The 19,337-nt window shown below is 67.2% G+C and carries 18 protein-coding genes; 8 read left to right on the top strand and 10 right to left on the bottom strand.

From position 1 onward, the window contains the following. Positions 1-37: 37 nt before the first annotated feature. Positions 38-808, top strand: a complete 771-nt coding sequence (locus VSX79_RS05055) for a hypothetical protein (RefSeq protein WP_326914617.1) — start codon at positions 38-40, stop codon at positions 806-808. Here VSX79_RS05055 and VSX79_RS05050 read toward each other — a convergent pair. The 5 genes from VSX79_RS05050 to VSX79_RS05030 all read right to left on the bottom strand — a co-directional run bounded on the left by VSX79_RS05050 (position 805) and on the right by VSX79_RS05030 (position 7,514). Next, positions 805-2,145 carry an amidohydrolase family protein gene (locus VSX79_RS05050; protein WP_326914616.1) on the bottom strand — a complete coding sequence of 447 codons (1,341 nt, stop codon included), beginning with the start codon at positions 2,143-2,145 and terminating at the stop codon, positions 805-807. The genes VSX79_RS05055 and VSX79_RS05050 overlap by 4 nt on opposite strands. 2 nt (positions 2,146-2,147) lie before the next feature. Next, a complete protein-coding gene (gatB, locus tag VSX79_RS05045) occupies positions 2,148-3,614 on the bottom strand; it encodes an Asp-tRNA(Asn)/Glu-tRNA(Gln) amidotransferase subunit GatB (protein WP_179499267.1) in 1,467 nt (488 codons plus the stop codon). A gap of 123 nt (positions 3,615-3,737) precedes the next feature. Next, complete coding sequence (gene gatA, locus VSX79_RS05040; protein WP_326914615.1) at positions 3,738-5,219, bottom strand: Asp-tRNA(Asn)/Glu-tRNA(Gln) amidotransferase subunit GatA; 1,482 nt, start codon at positions 5,217-5,219, stop codon at positions 3,738-3,740. Then, positions 5,219-5,521 (bottom strand): Asp-tRNA(Asn)/Glu-tRNA(Gln) amidotransferase subunit GatC, encoded by a 303-nt coding sequence (gene gatC / locus VSX79_RS05035; RefSeq protein WP_179499265.1) that lies wholly within the window; start codon positions 5,519-5,521, stop codon positions 5,219-5,221. Before gatC ends, gatA begins: the two co-directional genes overlap by 1 nt. 220 nt (positions 5,522-5,741) lie before the next feature. Continuing rightward, entirely contained in the window at positions 5,742-7,514 is a 1,773-nt protein-coding gene (locus VSX79_RS05030) for a DUF4153 domain-containing protein (protein WP_326914614.1), read from the bottom strand. 205 nt (positions 7,515-7,719) lie between these two features. Between VSX79_RS05030 and VSX79_RS05025 the strand changes: the two genes are divergently transcribed. From VSX79_RS05025 to VSX79_RS05000, 6 genes are all read left to right on the top strand, one after another. Then, on the top strand, positions 7,720-9,012 hold the full coding sequence (locus tag VSX79_RS05025; protein ID WP_326914613.1) for a DUF3089 domain-containing protein: 1,293 nt from the start codon (positions 7,720-7,722) through the stop codon (positions 9,010-9,012). 110 nt (positions 9,013-9,122) lie between these two features. Beyond that, positions 9,123-9,584 carry a Holliday junction resolvase RuvX gene (ruvX, locus tag VSX79_RS05020; RefSeq protein WP_179499262.1) on the top strand — a complete coding sequence of 154 codons (462 nt, stop codon included), beginning with the start codon at positions 9,123-9,125 and terminating at the stop codon, positions 9,582-9,584. Continuing rightward, entirely contained in the window at positions 9,581-9,898 is a 318-nt protein-coding gene (locus tag VSX79_RS05015; RefSeq protein ID WP_326914612.1) for a DUF1294 domain-containing protein, read from the top strand. Before ruvX ends, VSX79_RS05015 begins: the two co-directional genes overlap by 4 nt. A 13-nt stretch (positions 9,899-9,911) precedes the next feature. Next, on the top strand, positions 9,912-10,907 hold the full coding sequence (locus VSX79_RS05010) for an aspartate carbamoyltransferase catalytic subunit (protein WP_326914611.1): 996 nt from the start codon (positions 9,912-9,914) through the stop codon (positions 10,905-10,907). Then, the gene (locus tag VSX79_RS05005) at positions 10,898-12,121 is read left to right on the top strand and encodes a dihydroorotase (protein ID WP_326914610.1); all 1,224 of its coding nucleotides are present in this window, start codon (positions 10,898-10,900) and stop codon (positions 12,119-12,121) included. Before VSX79_RS05010 ends, VSX79_RS05005 begins: the two co-directional genes overlap by 10 nt. A 70-nt stretch (positions 12,122-12,191) precedes the next feature. After that, on the top strand, positions 12,192-12,746 hold the full coding sequence (locus VSX79_RS05000) for a DUF4189 domain-containing protein (RefSeq protein ID WP_326914609.1): 555 nt from the start codon (positions 12,192-12,194) through the stop codon (positions 12,744-12,746). A gap of 141 nt (positions 12,747-12,887) precedes the next feature. Here VSX79_RS05000 and VSX79_RS04995 read toward each other — a convergent pair whose 3' ends face one another. Genes VSX79_RS04995 through VSX79_RS04985 form a run of 3 tightly spaced genes read right to left on the bottom strand, consistent with a single transcriptional unit; the run spans position 12,888 to position 15,746 of the window. Then, on the bottom strand, positions 12,888-14,303 hold the full coding sequence (locus tag VSX79_RS04995; protein WP_326914608.1) for an SPOR domain-containing protein: 1,416 nt from the start codon (positions 14,301-14,303) through the stop codon (positions 12,888-12,890). Between the two features lie 22 nt (positions 14,304-14,325). Continuing rightward, positions 14,326-15,009: a hypothetical protein gene (locus VSX79_RS04990; RefSeq protein ID WP_326914607.1), complete on the bottom strand. Its 684-nt coding sequence runs from the start codon at positions 15,007-15,009 to the stop codon at positions 14,326-14,328. A 14-nt stretch (positions 15,010-15,023) separates the two neighbouring features. After that, positions 15,024-15,746: a ParA family protein gene (locus VSX79_RS04985; protein ID WP_037518907.1), complete on the bottom strand. Its 723-nt coding sequence runs from the start codon at positions 15,744-15,746 to the stop codon at positions 15,024-15,026. 257 nt (positions 15,747-16,003) lie between these two features. On the opposite strand from VSX79_RS04985, the gene VSX79_RS04980 reads away from it, so the two are divergent. Then, the gene (locus tag VSX79_RS04980; RefSeq protein WP_326914606.1) at positions 16,004-17,248 is read left to right on the top strand and encodes an SPOR domain-containing protein; all 1,245 of its coding nucleotides are present in this window, start codon (positions 16,004-16,006) and stop codon (positions 17,246-17,248) included. Between the two features lie 12 nt (positions 17,249-17,260). Here VSX79_RS04980 and VSX79_RS04975 read toward each other — a convergent pair whose 3' ends face one another. Next, positions 17,261-18,355 (bottom strand): TonB family protein, encoded by a 1,095-nt coding sequence (locus tag VSX79_RS04975; protein WP_326914605.1) that lies wholly within the window; start codon positions 18,353-18,355, stop codon positions 17,261-17,263. An 80-nt stretch (positions 18,356-18,435) separates the two neighbouring features. Then, positions 18,436-19,302: a subclass B3 metallo-beta-lactamase gene (gene bla, locus VSX79_RS04970; RefSeq protein ID WP_179499254.1), complete on the bottom strand. Its 867-nt coding sequence runs from the start codon at positions 19,300-19,302 to the stop codon at positions 18,436-18,438. Positions 19,303-19,337: the final 35 nt, after the last annotated feature.

Genomic DNA, 19,337 nt, shown 5'->3' with positions numbered 1-19,337 from the left:
TAGGATGGCGATGCTGCAAGCAACGGGAGTCATCGCCATGCGTCGCGCTCTGCCTTTATCGCTTCTTGCCTCCGCCGCCCTTTCGGTCCCCGCACTCGCGCAATCGGCGCCTGACGTCGCCGACCTTGTCGGCGCGCGCGGCGCCGGCGGCGAAACGCAGCTGCTCGCGCGCGGATATGAATCGCGCCATTCGAACACGGTCGGCGGCCAACGCTACACCTTCTGGTGGAACCAGCGCACCGGACGCTGCATCTCGGTCGCGACGACGGACGGGCGCTATTCGGCGATCATCGGCGTGCCGGCCGAAAATTGCCAGGGCGACGCACCGCGCGGCGGCTATGCGCCGCCCGCCGACCATCACGCGCCGCCCACCGAACCGGGATATCGCGACGCCAGTTCGCTCGTCCTCGTCTGCTACGGCGCCGGCAACCGGCCCAGCGTCACCACCACCCCGCGCTACGACTGGAACCGGTCGAAGCATAAATGGGAATGGAGCAACGATGTCGTCGGCACGACCCAGGGCTTCAACAGCGACGTCCAGATCGAGCTTTATGGCGATCAGGGCCGCATCCATCTTGGCCCCAGCCTCGTTCCGCCGATCCATTCGGGCGGGCATGAAGGCTGGTGGGATCTCGAAAATCTCGTCGTAACGCCCGACCGCATCACGGCGACCTATCGCCTCAACGGCCTCAACAAGCCCAAGGTCGATATCGACCGCCGCTCGGGCCGCATCCAGCTCAAGGCACAGACCAATTTTTCGGGCCAGTGTGATGTCGGCAACTGGGGTGCCGGGCAGCGGCGCTTCTAGGGAACGACGCGCTTCGCCGCGACCTCGGCCAGCATCGCCTTGAGCGCCGCCGCGTCGAACCAGCGCCCCCCCGCCATCACGCCGAGCGGCGTTCGCAACGTCGCCGGCCTTTCGAGCGGATTTTCGGCGACGAGCAACAGGTCGGCGCGATAGCCCGGCGCCACGACGCCGAACTTCGCCGCGCCCGGCACTGTTTTCGCGATGAACTCGCCTGGCGTGCGCGTTGCCGCCGACAGCGCCTGCCACGGCGTCAGCCCCGCCTCCAGCATCGCGTCGATTTCGCCGTGCAGCGCAAAACCCGGCACCTGCCCTGGGATCGTCGGCGCGTCGCCGCCGGTGATCAACGGCACGCCCGCGTCGGCCATCGTCTTCACGAAGCGCGCCTCGAACGCCACGCGCCGCGACAGGTCGATCGCCTTCTTCTGATAGACCGACTGCGCCCAGCCGATCCGGTCGGCGGGCGACAGGTAGCGCGCCTCTGGCGCCGCGAGATAGGCTTTCACCACCTCCGGCTTGCCGAATTGCGCCGCGATCGTGCGGTAATTGAACAGGTCCGACGTGACGAACGCCCCATGCGCCTTGACCAGCGCGATCGCGTCGGCAATCCGCGCATCGGCGGGCGGCGCCTGCTGGTCGTCCGCAGGGGGTTCGGGGAAGACGCCGTAGAAAAATTCCTCGATATGCGCAACCATAGCCTGCCCGGCGGCAAGCTGCCGCGCGAGGCCGACCGCCTTCACATTATGCCCGACGACGCCGATACGCTGCGCCTTCGCTTCGTCGGCAAGCGCCGCAAAAGCCTCGGCCGACAGGTTCGTATAGGCCTTGATAAAGCTGTAGCCGTTGGCCTTCGCAATCCCGACGATCGCGCGCGCATCCTCCGCCCTCTCGATGACCAGATGCCCATATTGCGGGTCGCCATCGACCGCGAGCGCGGTGAATATCTGCGGCCCCGGCACCTTGCCCTCGTTCACCGCGATCCGCGTCCGCCCGGCAAAGCTGTTCGTCGCCTCGCCCATGTTGAGCATTGTCGTGACGCCGTTCGCGAGCAGCAGCGACAGGTCCTCGCGGCTCGTCACATGATTGTGCATGTCGGCGAGCCCCGGGAAGAGCCACGCCCCCTTGCCGTCGATCACCGGCGTCCCCGCGGGCAATTTCGCCTTGATCCCGATGGTCGAAATCACGCCGTCGGTGACGATGACCGTCGTGCGCGGGATCACGCGCTCGCCGTCCATCGGCACGACGTTGACGTCGGTGAACACGATCGTCTCGGCGCGCGCGAGCGCCGCGCCGGCGACCAGCAGCCAAAGGGTCAGGAGCGCGCGAACCGTCGCGCGCATCCTCAGCCCAGCGCCTTCTTCAACAGCTCGTTGACGACCTGCGGGTTCGCCTTGCCCTGCATCGCCTTCATCGTCTGTCCGACGAAGAAACCGAACAAGGCTTCCTTGCCGCCCTTATACTGCTCGACCTTGTCGGCATTGGCGGCGAGGACCTTGGCGATCTCGGCCTCGATCGCGCCGGTGTCGCTCGTCTGCTTGAGCCCTTCGCGATCGACGATGACACCCGCGGGATCACCGCTTTCGAGCATCTTTTCGAACACCTGCTTGGCGATCGTCCCCGAAATTGTGCCGTCGGCAACGAGTCCGAGCAGTTCGGCGGCGTGTTCGGGCGACACCGGCGAATCCGAAATATCGCGGCCCATGCGATTGAGCGCACCGAACAATTCGCTCGTCACCCAGTTGGCGGCGGCGACCGGCTTGGCGCCCGCGTCGAGCAACGTGTCGAACCAGCGCGCCGCCTCGACCTCGGCGGTCAGGACATCGGCGTTGTAGGCGCTGATCCCCGCCGCGAGATAGCGCGCGCGCTTGGCATCGGGCAGCTCGGGCAGGCTGTCGCGGCACTCAGCCAGAAACGCATCGTCGAGTTCGAGCGGCAGCAGGTCGGGATCGGGGAAGTAGCGGTAATCATGCGCGTCTTCCTTCGACCGCATCGACCGCGTCTCGTTGCGGTCGGGATCGTAAAGGCGCGTTTCCTGCACCACCGTGCCGCCGCTTTCGATCAGTTCGACCTGGCGCTTCGCCTCGCCCTCGATCACCGCCATCACGAAGCGCACCGAATTGACGTTCTTCGTCTCGGTGCGCGTCCCGAATTCGTCGCCGGGTTTGCGCACGCTGACGTTGACGTCGGCGCGCATCGAGCCCTCTTCCATATTGCCGTCGCACGAGCCGACGTAGCGCAGGATCGAACGCAGCTTGCGCACATAGGCCCCCGCTTCGGCGGGCGAGCGCATGTCGGGGCGCGAGACGATCTCCATCAGCGCGACGCCGCTGCGATTCAAATCGACATAGGACATCGTCGGATGCTGGTCGTGCATCAGCTTGCCGGCGTCCTGCTCGACATGGATACGCTCGATTCCGATGACCTTGTCTGCGGGAATGCCGGCCTTCTCATCGGCGGCGATCGTCAGCGAACCTTCGCCGACAAGCGGATGATAAAGCTGCGAAATCTGGTAGCCCTGCGGCAAATCGGCATAGAAATAATTCTTGCGGTCGAACCGCGACCATGTGTTGATCTGCGCCTCGATCGCCATGCCGGTGCGCACCGCCTGGCGGATGCACTCGCGGTTCGGCACCGGCAGCATGCCCGGCATCGCGGCGTCGACCAGCGACACCTGCGTGTTCGGCTCCGCCCCGAACGCCGTCGCGGCGCCCGAGAACAGCTTGGCGTTGGTCGTGATCTGGGCGTGGACCTCAAGGCCGATCACGACCTCCCACTCGCCAGTTTCGCCCTTGATGCGATAGTCAGTCATCGGTAATCTGCTTTCCGGTCTTACTGTCGAAGCGCGCCTCGCTGTGGACCTCATCACCCCAGCCTAACTTCCGAAGAAGGGGCTCAAGCCCTAGCCAGCATAGCAGGTCGATCAACAGGCTGCTCACCACCACTTCTCGGCGCGCGCCGTAAATCCGGCCCGTTCCTCGATCGCCAACCCGGCATTCAGCACGCCCTGCTCGTCGAAAGCCTTGCCGATGATCTGTAGCCCCAGCGGCAGCCCTTCGCGGTTCAGCGCCGCGGGGACCGACATCGCGGGCAGCCCGGCAAGGCTCGCGGGCACCGCGAACACGTCGTTGAGATACATCGCCAGCGGATCGGCCATCTTCTCGCCCAAACCGAACGCCGCCGACGGCGCGGTCGGCGCCAGGATCACGTCGCAAGTCTCGAACGCCGCAGTAAAGTCGCGCGAAATCAGCGTCCGCACCTTCTGCGCCTGCGTATAATAAGCGTCGTAAAAGCCCGCCGACAGCACATAGGTGCCGATCATGATGCGGCGCTTGACCTCGGGCCCGAAGCCGTCGGCGCGCGTTGCGGCATACATGTCCTGCAACCCCGCGCCCTGTGGCAGGTCGCGCAAACCGTAACGCACGCCGTCATAGCGCGCGAGGTTCGACGACGCCTCGGCGGGCGCGATGATATAATAGGCCGGCAGCGCATATTTGGTGTGCGGCAGGCTGATCTCGACGACCTCGGCCCCCGCATCCTTCAGCATCGCGATCCCCGCATCCCACATCGCGTCGATGTCGGGGTCGATGCCCTCCAGCCGATATTCCTTGGGAATACCGACCTTCTTGCCCTTGAGATCGCTCGACAAAGCCGCTTCCCAATTCGGAACTGCCATATCAAGGCTCGTCGCGTCCTTCGGATCGAAGCCCGCCATATTCTCGAGCATGATCGCGCAGTCCTTGACGTCGCGCGCCATCGGCCCTGCCTGATCAAGCGAGCTGGCGAACGCCACGATACCCCAGCGCGAGCAGCGGCCATAGGTCGGCTTGATCCCCGAAATGCCCGTGAACGCCGCGGGCTGGCGGATCGAGCCGCCGGTGTCGGTCCCCGTCGCCGCCGGGCACAGCCGCGCCGCGATCGCGGTCGAACTTCCGCCCGACGAACCGCCCGGCGCCAGCGCGGCATTGCCGCCATCCTTGCGCCGCCACGGCGAAATCACATTGCCAAAATAGCTCGTCTCGTTCGACGACCCCATCGCGAACTGGTCGAGGTTGAGCTTGCCGAGCATCCCGCAACCCGCGTCCCACAATTTCTGCGAAACGGTCGATTCATAACGCGGCACAAAGCCTTCGAGCATGTGGCTTGCCGCGGTCGTCTGGACGCCGTTCGTCGCGAACAGGTCCTTCATCCCGATCGGCACGCCCGACAAGGGCTTCAGCGTCCCCGCCGCACGATCCGCATCGGCGGCCTTCGCCGCCGCAATCGCATGCTCGGGCGTCTCGACGATGAACGCATTGAGCGCCTTCGCGCCCGCGACATTGGCGTTGAACGCCTCGGCCACTTCGACGGCGCTGAAATCGCCCGCGCGGTGTCCGTCGCGGATCTCGGCGACGGTCAGGTTGGTCAGCTCGGTCATTATTCGATCACCTTGGGAACACCAAAGAAGCCGTGCATCGCCGCCGGCGCGTTCGCCAGCACGTCGTCGCGGCGCCCACCGCCGGTCAGCGGGTCGGCATCGACGACATCGTCGCGCAGCCGCAGCGTGTTCGGGATCACCGCGGTCATCGGTTCGACCCCGGTCACATCGACCTCGCCGAGTTGCTCGACCCAGCCCAAAATGCCGTTCAATTCGCCTTCCATCGCGGCCGCTTCGGCATCGCTGATCGCGATGCGCGCCAGCGACGCGATTTTCCTCACTGTTGCCTGATCGATTGCCATGATCGCCCTAACCTTAACGAAGCCGCGCCGCTAGCATCCCCGCCGGATCGCTTCAACCTTCGCGAACATCGCAATGCCTTCCCCCTTGATGGGCGAAGTTAGATGGGGGGGTGATGGTGCGACATGCGACCGTAGTTTGCGCGCGCAACCGCACCCCCACCGCTGCGACTAGCCAGCAAGCTGGCAAGTCTCGCTGCCTCCCCCATCAAGGGGAGGATAATCATTCGAACGTCGCCGATTCCGGCACCCCATTCACCAGCACGCGCCGTTGCTGCACCGCCTCGATCTCGATCCGCGCGGTCGACAAGTCAACCTCGGCCTTGTTGGGCGGCGCCGCCTTCGCCCAATCGCCCTGCACCCACTGGCCGGCGTCATTCTGCGTCACGAAATCGAAATTCAGCGTCTCGCCCGGCTCATTCTGCCCCAGCACGCCGATCCTCTTGTCGTCGAGCCACAGCGCGACGCACGCCTTCGCGCGGCTGCACATATAGCTCCCCGCGATCCGGTCGAGCGCCGCGGCGGGCAAGGCGCGTCCCTCGGGAATGACTCGTACCCGCTCGGCCAACGGGGGCAGCAGCAGCGCGCCGCGCGGCCCGTTCAAGTCCCAGCGATTCTTCGCCGCCAGCGCCGACTTCGCCGCATTTGCGCGCGCCTTCCGCGGCGACTTCGCCAGTTCCGCCAGCGCCGCACGGCCGCTGGGCCCGAAATCGAACGCCATCGCCGCCCAGTCGAACTTTTCGGCCGGCGTTGCCCCCGATTTCAGCCGCGCGAGCTGGTCGCGCGTCGAAATCGCCCCGAAATCGAGGATCGGCAGCGCGAGGAAGAGCGCGAGCAGCGCGAGCCCGATCGCGAGCTTCTGTTGCAAGGGCCGCAGCCAGTCGTCGAAATCGCGCCGTCCCCTCGCCACCGCCCACAGGCCCGCAATGCCATAAGCGAGCGCGATCATCGCGGCGATCACGCCCCAGATGCGCTCGGGGGTCCAGCCGTACTGGATCACGCGCAGGTGCATCGAGTAAAAGGCGATCCCCGCGAGCGGCAGCACCGCGACCGCCAGCACCGGCGCGGCCCAGCGCAACGCCGGGTTCGTCGCGCGATCGTCGCCGCCATTGCCGATCACCGCATTGGCGAGCAGCACCGCAAACGCCGCCACCCCCATCATCACCGCAGCGGTCGAAAAGCCCGAATCCCAAAGCTTCTGCAGCCCCGTCCCGGCGAGCGACAGCAGGAACAGCACCAGCGCGACCGCGAGCACCGGCGCGAGCACCGCGAGCACGATCATCACCAGCCGCTGCAACGTCGAAACCAGTCTGTCGCGCTCGCGCAGCAGGCCGACGGCTCCGCCGAACGCCGCGCCCGCGAGCATCCAGCCGAACCATTCGTCATTGAGCAGGTCAAAGATCAGGTTGATCCCGATCAGCTTGAACATCTGCCCGATCAGCACGACGAGCAGAAAGGTGATGCCGACGAACGCCAGGCTCGCCGCGCCGATCACCGCGTCGGTCCACGCATGGCTGTGCAGCCGCTCATACGGCATCGCCCACAGCTTCCAGAAGCGCCAGTCGGGCGCGACGTCGCGCCGCGTCTGGAACAACGGCGTCGCGACGAGCACCGCGAGAATGCCCGACCAGAAGGGCCATTCGACCGGATTGCCCTGGATATTATACGCCGCCGTCTGCCACGCGATCAGCCCGAGGATCACGCCCCAGACCAGCGCGAACCCCAGCGCCCAATGCCAGCGCCGCAATTCGACACCCAGCGCGAACACCACCGTCGCCGCCGCGATCCCCGCCGCCAGCGCGCTCCGCCAGTGTGCCAGCGCATCCTCATAATGATGGTCGATCAGCAGGTGGAAGGAGAGCCCGGCCGCGGCACAGATCGCCGCCATGATCCACGGACGCAGCGGCCACGGCGGATCACTATCGTCGAGGCGCGCCGAAACGCGCGGCGACCTGGCGTGCGAATCGGGGGCGGCGGATGCGGTCGTATCGGTCATGGCCCAATCTGGGCTTGTTTCGCGTGCGCGGGCAAGCCAAAGCTGCGCGCGATTTTACTGGAACCAACCCCCGTTGCCGTTCGTGTCGAGCGAAGTCGAGACACCCACCGGGACAAAGCAAGACCAAGGGGCGTCTCGACTTCGCTTGATGCGAACGGGTAAAGACGCCCGAAACCACCTCCTCCCTCTCCCCGATGGAGCCCAAATGGCCCGCAAATTTCTCTACGTCATTGCCGCGATCATCATCCTCATCCTCGCTGCCGGGGTCGTGTACCAGCTTTTCCCGGGCTGGATCGCGCGCACCGCCTTCGTCCCCAGCACCGAGTTCAAGCCGCAGGCCGCGGTCGCGCCCAACGCCTATGACGATCCGAAAATGTGGTTCGCGCGCCCGGATATGGAAAAAAATCCCTCGGCATGGCGCCCTGCCGCCGACGGCAGCGAAACCCCCGGCACCGACACGCTCGAAGCGGAAAACAAGGCTGCCGAGCCGCTGATCCCGCCCGCCAAGGCGGCCCCGACGACCGCCGATGCGCCCTTCCCCCAGGGCGACGCCGCGATCTTCTTTGTCCACCCGACCAGCTATTACAGCCGTTCGAGCTGGAACGCGCCGCTCGAAGACCGCGATTCGGACCACCGCGCCAACCTCTTCGTGCAGGGCATGGCGAGCGCCTTTGCCGACGCCGGAGAAATCTGGGCGCCGCGTTACCGTCAGGCGACGCTCGGCGCCTTCCTCGCCGAGGACCGCGTCACCGCGGGCAAGGCGATCGATTCGGCCTATCGCGACGTCGAGGAGGCGTTCGACGCATTTCTCGCGGCACAGCCGAAGGACAAGCCGATCATCCTCGCCGGCCACAGCCAGGGCGCGCTGCACCTCACCACGCTGCTGCGCACGAAAATCGCGGGCACCCCGCTCGCGAAGCGCATCGTCGCCGCCTACGTGATCGGCTGGCCGGTGAGCATCGACACCGACATCGCCGGTCTCGGCCTTCCCGCCTGCCAGACCCCCGAACAGAAGGGGTGCATCGTCAGCTGGGCCACCTTCGCCGATCCCGCCGATCCGGTGATGGTCACCGACGCCTATGACGGCACGATCGGTTTCGACGGTCGCCCGCGCGCGGGCACGCGAATGCTGTGCACCAACCCGCTCACCGGCATCCCCGACACCGAAGCCCCGCCCGAGGCGAATATCGGCACGCTCAAACCCACCGAGGGCTTCAAGTCGGGCGCGCTGATCGCGGGCAAGATCGGCGCCAGATGCGACGACACGCGCGGCTTGCTGATGATCGGCGACGCCGACATCGCGAAAAACTACGTCGTCGCGGGCTACGTGCTCCCCGGCAACAATTATCACGTCTACGACATCACGCTCTTCTGGGCGAACGTCCGCGCCGACGCGCTGCGGCGGCTCGCGACCTATGAGGGCAAGCCGTCGCCGGTGCCGCCGGCCGCGGTGCCCGTCACGGCCCCTGCTGTGCAAACCCCCGCACCAAAATCCTGAATCGTCATTGCGAGCGAAGCGAAGCAATCCAGAGCGGGTTACGCGAACTCTGGATTGCCGCGTCGCTTCGCTCCTCGCAATGACGGGATTTGCGCGGTAATGACAGCGACATGATCACCGCCGCCGCCCCCGACTTCGCCGCACACTTCCCCAACGGCGGCCGCCTCGCGGGGCTCGATGTCGGCACCAAAACAATCGGCGTCGCTTTCTGCGACACGAACTGGAGCTTCGCGACCCCCGACAAGACGATCGTCCGCAAGAAATTCTCGGTCGACCTTGAAACGCTCAAGGCGCTCATCGCGCAGCACAATATCGTCGGCCTTGTCGTCGGCCTCCCCCTCAACATGGACGGCACCGACAGTCCCCGCACGCAAAGCACGCGCGCCTTCGCGCGCAACCTCGCCCCGCTCGGCCTCCCCCTGCTCCTTTGGGACGAACGCTGGTCGACCGCCGCGGTCGAGCGCGCGATGATCGCCGCCGACGTCAGCCGCGCCAAACGCGCCGAACGCGTCGACAGCGCCGCCGCGGCGTTCATTCTCCAGGGCGCGATCGACGCGATGACGCGCGCTTGACCGCTTATATCGTCTATTGGCTGGCGGCGGCGAACCTGACCGCCTTCGCGCTGATGGTCCTCGACAAGCAGTTCGCCGAACATGGCGCGCGCCGCATTTCGGAGGGCGCGCTGCTTCTCTGGGCATTTCTCGGCGGAGCTCCGGGCACCTACGCCGCCTCTCGCCTCGTCCGCCACAAGACGCGCAAGCAACCCTTCGCGACGTGGATGATGATCTGGCTCGGGCTCGACCTGATGCTGGTCGCGCTCTGGGTTCTCGGAATATTGGAGCCGCTGTTCGCCTCGGCGCTTGCGATTTTCAGAGTTCCTGCGTAGACGCTCGGCTTTAATGACAAGCTCCACAACCCGACCCGCCAGCGACTATCCGCCCGGCGGCGATGCGTTTCGCCATCGCCACCTCACCGGCATCGCCCCGCTCACCCCGTGGGAGATTAGCTACGTCCTCGACGCCGCCGAAGAGTGGGTCGAGTTGAACCGCAGCGGCGCCGCCAAGCATGACGACCGGCTCGCGGGTCTCACGATCATCAACGCCTTTTTCGAGAACTCGACGCGCACTTTGCTCTCGTTCGAAATCGCCGGAAAACGCCTCGGCGCCGACGTCGTCAACATGCACGCCGCGCAGTCGAGCGTGAAAAAGGGCGAAACGCTGATCGACACCGCGATGACGCTCAATGCGATGCGCGCCGACGCGATCGTCATTCGTCATGCCTCGTCGGGCGCGGTGCAGCTTATCGCCGACAAGGTCGATTGTCCCGTGCTCAACGCCGGCGACGGGCGCCATGAACATCCGACGCAGGCGCTGCTCGACGCACTCACCATCCGCCGCCGCCTCGGCCGCGTCGAGGGGCTCACCATTGCCATATGCGGAGACGTCCTCCACAGCCGCGTCGCGCGCTCGAACATCCTCGCGCTGACCCTGCTCGGCAACGAGGTGCGCGTCGTCGCGCCGCCGACGCTCACCCCGGCCGCGATGGAGCGGATGCACGTCGCGAGCTTCACCGACATGGACGAGGGGCTGAAAGACGCCGACGTCGTGATGATGCTCCGCCTCCAGAACGAGCGCATGGACGGCGCCTACCTGCCCTCGGCGCGTGAATATCATGCGCTCTACGGCCTCACGCCGAAACGGCTCGAAAAGGCGAAACCCGATGCGATCGTCATGCATCCCGGTCCGATGAACCGCGGGGTGGAGATCGACAGCAGCATCGCCGACGATCCCGCGCGCTCCACGATCACCGAACAGGTCGAGATGGGGGTCGCGGTCCGCATGGCGTGCCTCGACATTTTGACGCGCCGCCAGCGGGGAGTGCCGGGATGGAACTGAAACCGCTCCATATCACCGGCGCGCTGCTGATCGACGGCGATACGCCGCGCCCGGGCAGCCTGCTCGCGGTGGACGGCCGCATCGCCGCGATCGACCCTACCGAAATCCCCGACGGCGCCGAAACCGTCGATGCCAAGGGCCGGTGGCTCGCCCCCGGCATCATCGACCTCGGCGTCTTTGCGACCGACAAGCCCGCCTTTCACTTCGGCGGCATCACGCGCGCCGCGCTGATGCCCGATAGCGGCCCGCTCGATGGCGCCGGGCTGGTCGAGCGGGCCGCGAAGGGCGGCAAGCCCGACCTCTGGGTCCATCCGCTCGCCGCCGCGACCAAGGGCCTCGAAGGCCGGGAGCTTGCCGAAATCGGCCTGATGAAGCAGGCGGGCGCGCGCGCCGTCGCCACCGGCCGCGCGCGCATCGCCGACAGCGGCGTGATGCGTCGCGTCCTCGGCTATGCCGCCTCGCTCGGCCTCGTCACGATCATCCATGCCGAGGATGAGGGGCTTACCGCCGGCGCGGTCGCGACCGACGGCGAGATGGCGACGCGCCTCGGCCTCGCCTCCGCGCCCGCCGTCGCCGAGGCGATGGCGATCGCGCGCGACCTCGCGCTCGTCGAGGAAACCGGCGCGCCCGTCCATTTCCGCCAGGTCACCACCGCGCACGGGCTCGCGCTTGTTCGCGAAGCCAAGGCGAAGGGGCTGCCCGTGCTCTGCGGCATCACCCCCGCGCACCTGCTGCTCTCCGACACCGCAATCGGCGATTTCCGCACCTTCGCACGCCTCTCGCCGCCGCTCCGCAGCGAAGACGATCGCCACGCATGCCTCGCCGCGATCAAGGACGGCACGATCGACATATTGTCGTCGGGCCACGATCCGCGCGGTCCCGAGGACAAGCGCCTGCCCTTCGCCGAGGCACAACCCGGCATGGCCGGCGCCGAAACCCTGCTCGCGCTCGGCCTTGGCCTTGTCCGCGATGGCCATATCGCGCCGGGCCGCCTGTTCGAGCTGCTCGCGGCCACCCCCGCCTGCCTGCTCGGCGTCGATGCGGGCAGCCTCGCGGTGGGCAAGGAAGCCGACCTCATCCTGGTCGACGACGGCACACCGTGGCAGGTCGATGCGAAGAAGATGGCGGCCTGGGCTGGCAACACCCCCTTTGACGGCATGCCCGTCCAGGGCCGCGCGACGATGATGTGGAAGGGCGGCCAGCGCATTCGCTGATATGGGCTTTATATCGCTGATTTAGTTCGATACTTATGGAAAGGGAGTCGACGACAGCGAGGATGACCCGATGCGCCTTTTTGCCGTAACAGCTATTCCCGCCGCCCTGCTTGCCCCCGCCGCGGCGGCACAAATGGCGCCGGTTCAGGGCATTCCCTGCGCGCAGGGGCTTCCCTGCAACGCGCCGCCGCCGCAGGTGCTGCAGCAAATGTATGGCGGCACCGACGCGGCACCACCGGGACAGGTCATCCCGTTCGCCGAGGAAAAACAGGAATATGTCGGCGGCTATATGGTCAACAGCTTCGCCGCGATCGCCTTCTGGCGCTCGGCGACCGGCCAGCCCGGCTATTCCTATGGCGCGCTGCGCGGCGACAGTCGCGAGCAGGCCGAAAAATATGCGATGACGGCGTGCCAAGAGGCGGGCGGCCGCGACTGCGTCGTCGGCCTGTGGGGCGCAAACGGCCATTTCGCGATCGCGCGCGACAAGGAGGGACAATATTACGCCGGCTTCGCTGCCACCCCCGGCGGCGCGAAACGTTCGGTGATGGGCAGTTGCAAGAGTGCGGGCGCCAAATGCAAGGTGGTCGAGACGCTCGAAAGCATGCCCTATTTCTTTCGTTTCTGAGCCTCCACTACCGCGGCTCCACACATTGGCGAGGTGGATCGGACCGTTCGACAGAAGCGGTCGACGGGCGATCCTTGTCCCGAACAAAAGAGGCGCGGCCTCGCGGCCACGCCCCTCCCCCTTATCTCTGGAAAGTCGGGCCTAGCGCGATGCGAGCCGCATTGAACCGGCCTTCGCCGCCCACTGGATCGTCTCGCCGCCACCCATCGCGCGGATGAAGCAGGTCTGGCCCTGCTTCTTAAGCTCGTTGCAGAGGCTGGTCGCGTCGGTGCGCGAGGCGAGGCCGTTGACCGTCAGGCGATAGAATGTGCGCCCCTTCAACGTCGCGGCGTGACTCGACGCCGGGAAATTCCCGAGCACGCCGTTGCGCTTTTTCAGCGTGCCCCATTTTTCCTTCGCGATCGCCAGGCTGTCATAGGCGCCAAGCTGCACCGCCCAGCCATTCGGCTTCTTCGCGTCGAAACCCATCGCTCTGGGGACGAGCACCGTCGCGAGTTCGAGCGCCTGCTGCTGCGCGGGGCGGATGCGCCCTTCGCCCGCGACGCGCGGCGCGGCGCGATAGGGCGCGGCATCGGCAAGGATGATTTCGCCGGCGGGCTGCGGCTGCGGCAATTCGGTGACGGGCACGACACCATCGGCCCCGCGCACCGGCATCGGCAGTTCGACGCTGCGGATCGCGCTGCCCGCGTCGGCGAGGACCGGGGCAAGCACCGGCGGCGGCGGCGCATAGTCGGCGACCGGCGCCGGATCGGCACTGGCGAGTTCGACGGCGGGTTCGTTCACGGGTTCGGCGACGGCCATCTGCGTATCGGCGAAATTGGCAAGCGCGAGGCGCACGGGCATACCCGCATCCTGCTGCGCGGACGTGCCGATCAGGCTCGCGACGCGGACCTGCGCGATCGGCTGTTCGGCGAGCTTCGACCATTCGGCCATCCGGCCTTCGAGCTTGTCGAGCGACAGATCCTGCGACGCCACGATGCGCGCCTGCGCCCAGCGGCCCGACAGCGCGAGCGCGAGCGCGAAATTCTGCCGCGTCCGCGCCTCGGCACCTTCGGCGCGCGCGGCTTCGCTCAGCACATAGATCGACCCTTCGGCGTCGCCGGCCAGCGCGAGCGCCAGCCCGAGATCGGACGCGGGAACCGTGTCGCGGTGCCGCGTCAGCAACGCGACCGCCTCGGCATTCTTGCCCTGCGCGATCTGCGACAGCGTCAGCGACAGGATCGTATTGCTGTCCGTGGCGCCAAGCTCCATCGCCTCCGCCAGGGCCGCGCTCGCCGATGCGAAGCGGCCGTCATTGAGATAGGCTTGCCCCAGCAGCGCGCGGAAACCCGCGTCGCGCGGACTGCCCGCGACCGCGGCCTCGGCCAGGCCGATCGCCTTGCTTGCCTTGCCCGCTTCAAGCGCGGCGCGTGCCTTTTCGGCCGATTTGGCGGCGACAGCGGGCGTGCCGGCGGCGCGCGACGGCGCGTCGGCCATCTTGCCCATGCCGCTGCATCCGGTGACGACGCCCAGGATGAATCCCGAAACGGCCAGGTTCTTCAGCAACTTGCGGTTCATGTCGGTCCCCCTCTTATGCCTGTCAGCGCCGCCCGCGCGCCGGACGCGCGGCCGGCAGGCGGCTCGCCATCGCGTCGATTTCGGGCAACGACGACAGATATTCGTCGAGCAGGTCGGTCAGGATCACCTGCGACGACCGGTTCGTCACCGCGCTTGCGAGGCGAAGGCGCAAATGGCGCTCGGCGTCGAGGCGCAGCGTGAACGCCGCCTTTTCGCGGGCGCGCAGCGCGCGCGGCGCCTTTTCCTTTTTCGCCGCCAGCGCGGGACGGGCCTCGACCTTGCGCGCCACCGCGGCGACGCGTTCGATCAGCGATTCCTGCTGGCGGACGATCTCGGGGACTTCGTGCGTTTCGGCCTCGAACTGGTCGGCGCCATAACCGTCGACAGCGAAATCATCGGCGGGAGCGGCAAAATCCGCAGCCATGTCGTGGCCGGCGCTCTCGTCGACCGCCTGTTCGGCCTCGACATTATGCGCAAGCACCGATCCGGTGAGCAAAGGCTTGAGGTCGAGCATCCGCGCGGGCTCGCTCGACTGGTCGGGATCGACATCATAACCCATGTCGTTCCAGCCAAGATCGTCATAGCCGCCACTGTTGAGCGGTGCCGGACCGCTGCCGAGCGGCTGGCGGCGCATCGCGGGACGCGCCCCGCCCTTGCGGGCCAGAAGTCCGGCGCTCAGCGATGCGAGGGGTTTCGGTTCGCCCATGGTTCCCGCTCCCGTCACTGACCGGCGATGCGGCGGCCGAAGCCACCGCCCATCGGGCGAACCGCACCATAATTGCCCTGCGTGGGCAAAGGCGCGGCAAATACGGTCCGGCGGAAATTCTTTTCGAGGCGATCGTTCATATAGGTCCACAACTGGCGGATTTCGTCGGCGGAGCGCCCGTTGGGGTCGACCTCCATCACGGTGCGGCCGTCGATCATCGACGCGGCATAATCGGTGCGGTGATGCAGCGTGATCGGGGCGACGGTGCCGTGCTGCGACAGCGCAACCGCGGCTTCGCTGGTAATCTTGGCCTTGGGCGTCGCGCCGTTGACGACGAACACCAGCGGTTTGCCGGCGCGTTCGCACAGATCGACGGTGGCACCGACGGCGCGCAGGTCGTGCGGGCTCGGCCGCGTCGGGACGACGATCAGTTCGGCCACCGAAATCACGCTCTGGATCGCCATGGTGATCGCCGGCGGCGTATCGATGACCGCTAGTTTAAAGCCCTGCTGGCGCAGGATTTCGAGGTCGGAGGCGAGCCTTGCGACCGTCGTCTGGGCAAAGGCCGGAAGGTCGGTTTCGCGCTCGTTCCACCAGTCGGCGAGCGAGCCCTGCGGATCGATGTCGATCAGGACGACGGGGCCGGCGCCCGCAAGCTGCGCCTGCACCGCGAGGTGCCCCGACAGCGTCGTCTTGCCCGACCCGCCTTTCTGTGAAGCCAATGCCAATACGCGCACTGCGTTACCCCCTCGGAAATCCAAAAATCGGCGAAGGGATGCCATGCGGGGCGCTAAAATTGGGTTAACGATGATAAAATGAGGGTGAACGACTTGCTCGCACTTATGGTAAACAACCCCTCAAGACCAACTTGTCCCAGAACGGATCAAGTTCGGTGCGCGGCATTTTGTCGCTAACGCGGTGTTAGCCAATTGGCGCTATAAAGCATCCGGGGACTGCAGCCGCTGTCATGCCGCGCAAGTCATTGGAGAATAAGATGCGTTCGTTCCGCACCGCCCTTTTATTGGCCCTGCCGCTCGCCCTCGCGGCGATGCCGGCGTCGCCCGCCCTTGCCGACGTCAAGGACGGCGTCGATGCGTGGCAGGCGGGCAATTACCAGGCGGCCGTCGCCGAATGGCGACCGCTCGCGATCGCCGGCGACGCCGATGCGCAGTTCAACCTCGGCCAGGCTTACAAGCTCGGCCGCGGCGTCCCGACCGACCTCTCGCAGGCCGAGGCATGGTATCGCCGCGCCGCGAAACAGGGCCATCTTCAGGCGGAGGACAATCTCGGCCTCGTTCTGTTCACCGCGAACCGCCGCGAAGAGGCGATGCCCTTCATCACCCGCTCGGCCGCGCGCGGCGAACCGCGCGCGCAATATGTGCTCGGCACCGCGCACTTCAACGGCGACCTCGCGGCCGAGGACTGGCCGCGCGCCTATGCGCTCACCAAGCGCGCGAGCGACGCGGGGCTCGCCATCGCGTCGGCGCGCCTCGTCCAGCTCGACAATCTGATCCCGCTCGAGCAGCGCCAGCGCGGCCTCGCGATGCTCCCCGACATCGAACGTGGCGAACAGCAGGCGCGCCTCGCCGCGGTCAGCGCCGCAGCGCCGCCCGCACCGAAGCCCGCGCCCGCCTCGCCGATCAAGACCGCGAGCTTGCCCGCCTCGACCCCCGGCACCAACTACACGCCGCCGCCGGTGATCAAGGCCCAGTCCGCGCCCGCGCCGAAAACCCCCGAACCGATCCGCAGCGTCGCCGTGCCACCCTCACCCGTCGCCAGCGCCGCTGCCGCGGCCGCCGCCGAAGCGACCGCGGACGCCGTCGCGGCGACCAGCCAGCCGGGTACCACTTACGCCCCGCCGCCCGAAAGCGGTACGCTGCCGCCCAAGCCCGAAACGGTGCAGCCGGCCAAAACCGCACCCGCCCCCGCCAAGCCGGCTCCGGTCAAGGCCGAACCCGCCAAGACCGCGCCGGCCCCCGTGCTGGCCCGCGTTCACAATGGTACCGCCAGCCCGTGGCGCGCGCAGCTCGGCGCCTTCGGGGTCGAGGCGAACGCGCGCAATCTCTGGGCCGCGCTTGAAAAGAAGAATGGCGCCTTCGCCGGCCGCACACCCCATCTGGTCAAGACCGGCAAGCTCACCCGCCTCCAGGCCGGCGGCTTCGCGAACAAGGGTGAGGCCGACAGCTTCTGCGCCTCGCTGCGCAAGAGCGGCCAGGCCTGCCTCGTCGTCGATAAATAGGCGCCGCGGCGATCAGTCGACCACCGGCGGCTCATCCTCGTCGTCGGTCCGATCGCGCTCGGGCATCAGGAAGTTCACCGTCTCGACGCAGCCCGACGCGCCTTGCGCCGAGGGCGCGACGCGGCCGCTGCGCACGATGGAGATCGCCTGCCCGCCGAAATCGTCCGATGGCTGCGCGGCGAGCAGCTTGACATTTCCGACCTCGCCCCATGGCGCGATGTCGAACGACACCACCGCCCAGCCCTCGATCGCGCGCTTGCGATAGGCGGGCGGATAATAGGTCGTAGGTCGGCTCACCCACTCGATCTTTGCCGGGCAGACGGCATCCGCCGGACGCAACGCCCGCTTGGTGGGCCGCTCGGGCGCCGCGAATTTCCCCGCGCCAAGCCAATAGGGATAGAGGCAGCCCGTCCGCGCGCCGCCGGTGAAGCGCGACGCGCGTATCGCCTCGACCGCGGCGGCATCGAGCTCCTCATTGCCCGTTCCGTGCGCGACTTGCACATTGAGCGGCCGCCCGTCGGCATCGGTGTCATAGGCGACCAGCGACCAGTCGCGCGCGCCGGGCGTTGTCATCAGCTTCGAAAAATCGGGTCGCGCGCGCATCAGCGCGACCGGCCGCGGCTTGTCGCGGCAATTGCCGACGGCGGCGAAGCGTCCCCACCCCGCCTTGGGCAGCCTCGCCCCGGTCGGGAAAATCGAATAGGCGGCGAGGTCGGCGAGCGGCGCCTGCGCCAGCGACGCGAATTGCGGCGTATAGCTGATCTCGCAATTTGCGCGCGGCATACCGGCTGCGAAACGGCTCGCCGCCAGCGCCGGGCCGATGTCCTGACCGAAGGAGGAAATATTGCCGGTCGCGCGCGCGATCGAGTGCGTCCGGCCCGTGCCGTCGATCGCAAAGCGATAGATTATCGGCTTGACCCGCTGAGGATCTACCGTCGCCACATCGACCGCGGGTCGCTGCACCTCGCCCGCGATCGCCGCGCCATCGCAGCGGATTTCGCCGGGGCTCCACGACAGCATCTGCTGCGAATAGGCGGAAGGGCTGCTGACGGGAGGTGCGGGCAGCGCGGCGGGCAGGAAAGCGAACAGCAATGCAGCATCGAACATCAGGCAATCCCCCGCGAACTCGCCGTCAGACTAGCGCGAGCGCGGGGGCTTACAAGATTGAAAAGCAACGCGATCGAACGCTATTGCGCGCCCGCGCGCTCCTCCTCCAGCCGTTTCTCGAGCCGCTTGCGTGAGCTGTCGGCATAGGTCCGGCACGCGCCCGGCGCGTCGCTATACCGCCCCGGCCCCGCATTGTCGGGATGCGCCGAGATCAATATGTCGCACGGCATCGCGTCCATCTTGCGATAGCTTGCGGCAAACCCCTCGACAAAGGGCTCGCCGGCTTTCGAGGTGAAGCGATAGCCGTCGGCCGACACCGGATTGAGGCTCGACGCAAAGACCACTGCCTTGCAGACGCGGCCCTCGCACGCCGGCCAGCGCCAGCTCATGCTGCCCATCGTGTGCCCCGGCGTCGCGACCGCAGTGATCGCTGTTGTGCCCAGCTTCAGCACTTCGCCATCCTTCACCGCGCGCACCTCGGCCACCGCCGGCCAGCTGCCGCCATAGCCGAGCTGCGGATCGTCGTCGGCGTGCTTGCCCATGCGAAGCCCCTCGGCGCCGCGCTCGCTCGCGACCACTGTCGCGCCGGTATCGCGCGCGAGCGCGGCGAGCCCGCCCGCATGATCGAAATGCGGTTCGGTGCTCAGAATAAATTTGATGTCTTTGGGGTCGAACCCCAGCTTGCGGACATTGGCGAGGATCGCCGGCGCCGCCTGCGGCAGCGCGCCGTCGACCAGCACAAGGCCGGCACCGGTATCGATCAGCGCGACGCTCATCCCGCCGAAGCCGACCAGATAGGTCTTCCCGAAGATTTCCTCCGGTTCCGCGGGCGTCAGCCATTCGGCGGAGCGCGACGTGGTGATCGGCTGCGTCAGCGGATCGACCGCCGGAACCGGCGCCCCGCTCACCCCGGCGAGCCAGGCCAACATGCTGATTGCTTCGATCATCTTCATCTCCCTTCGGCGCCGGAATGCCAAGAGGC

Source organism: Sphingopyxis chilensis (assembly GCF_035930445.1).
Lineage (GTDB): Bacteria > Pseudomonadota > Alphaproteobacteria > Sphingomonadales > Sphingomonadaceae > Sphingopyxis > Sphingopyxis chilensis.
Note: the sequence above shows the minus strand (reverse complement) of the source record. Positions and strands in the feature narration are given on the sequence as shown.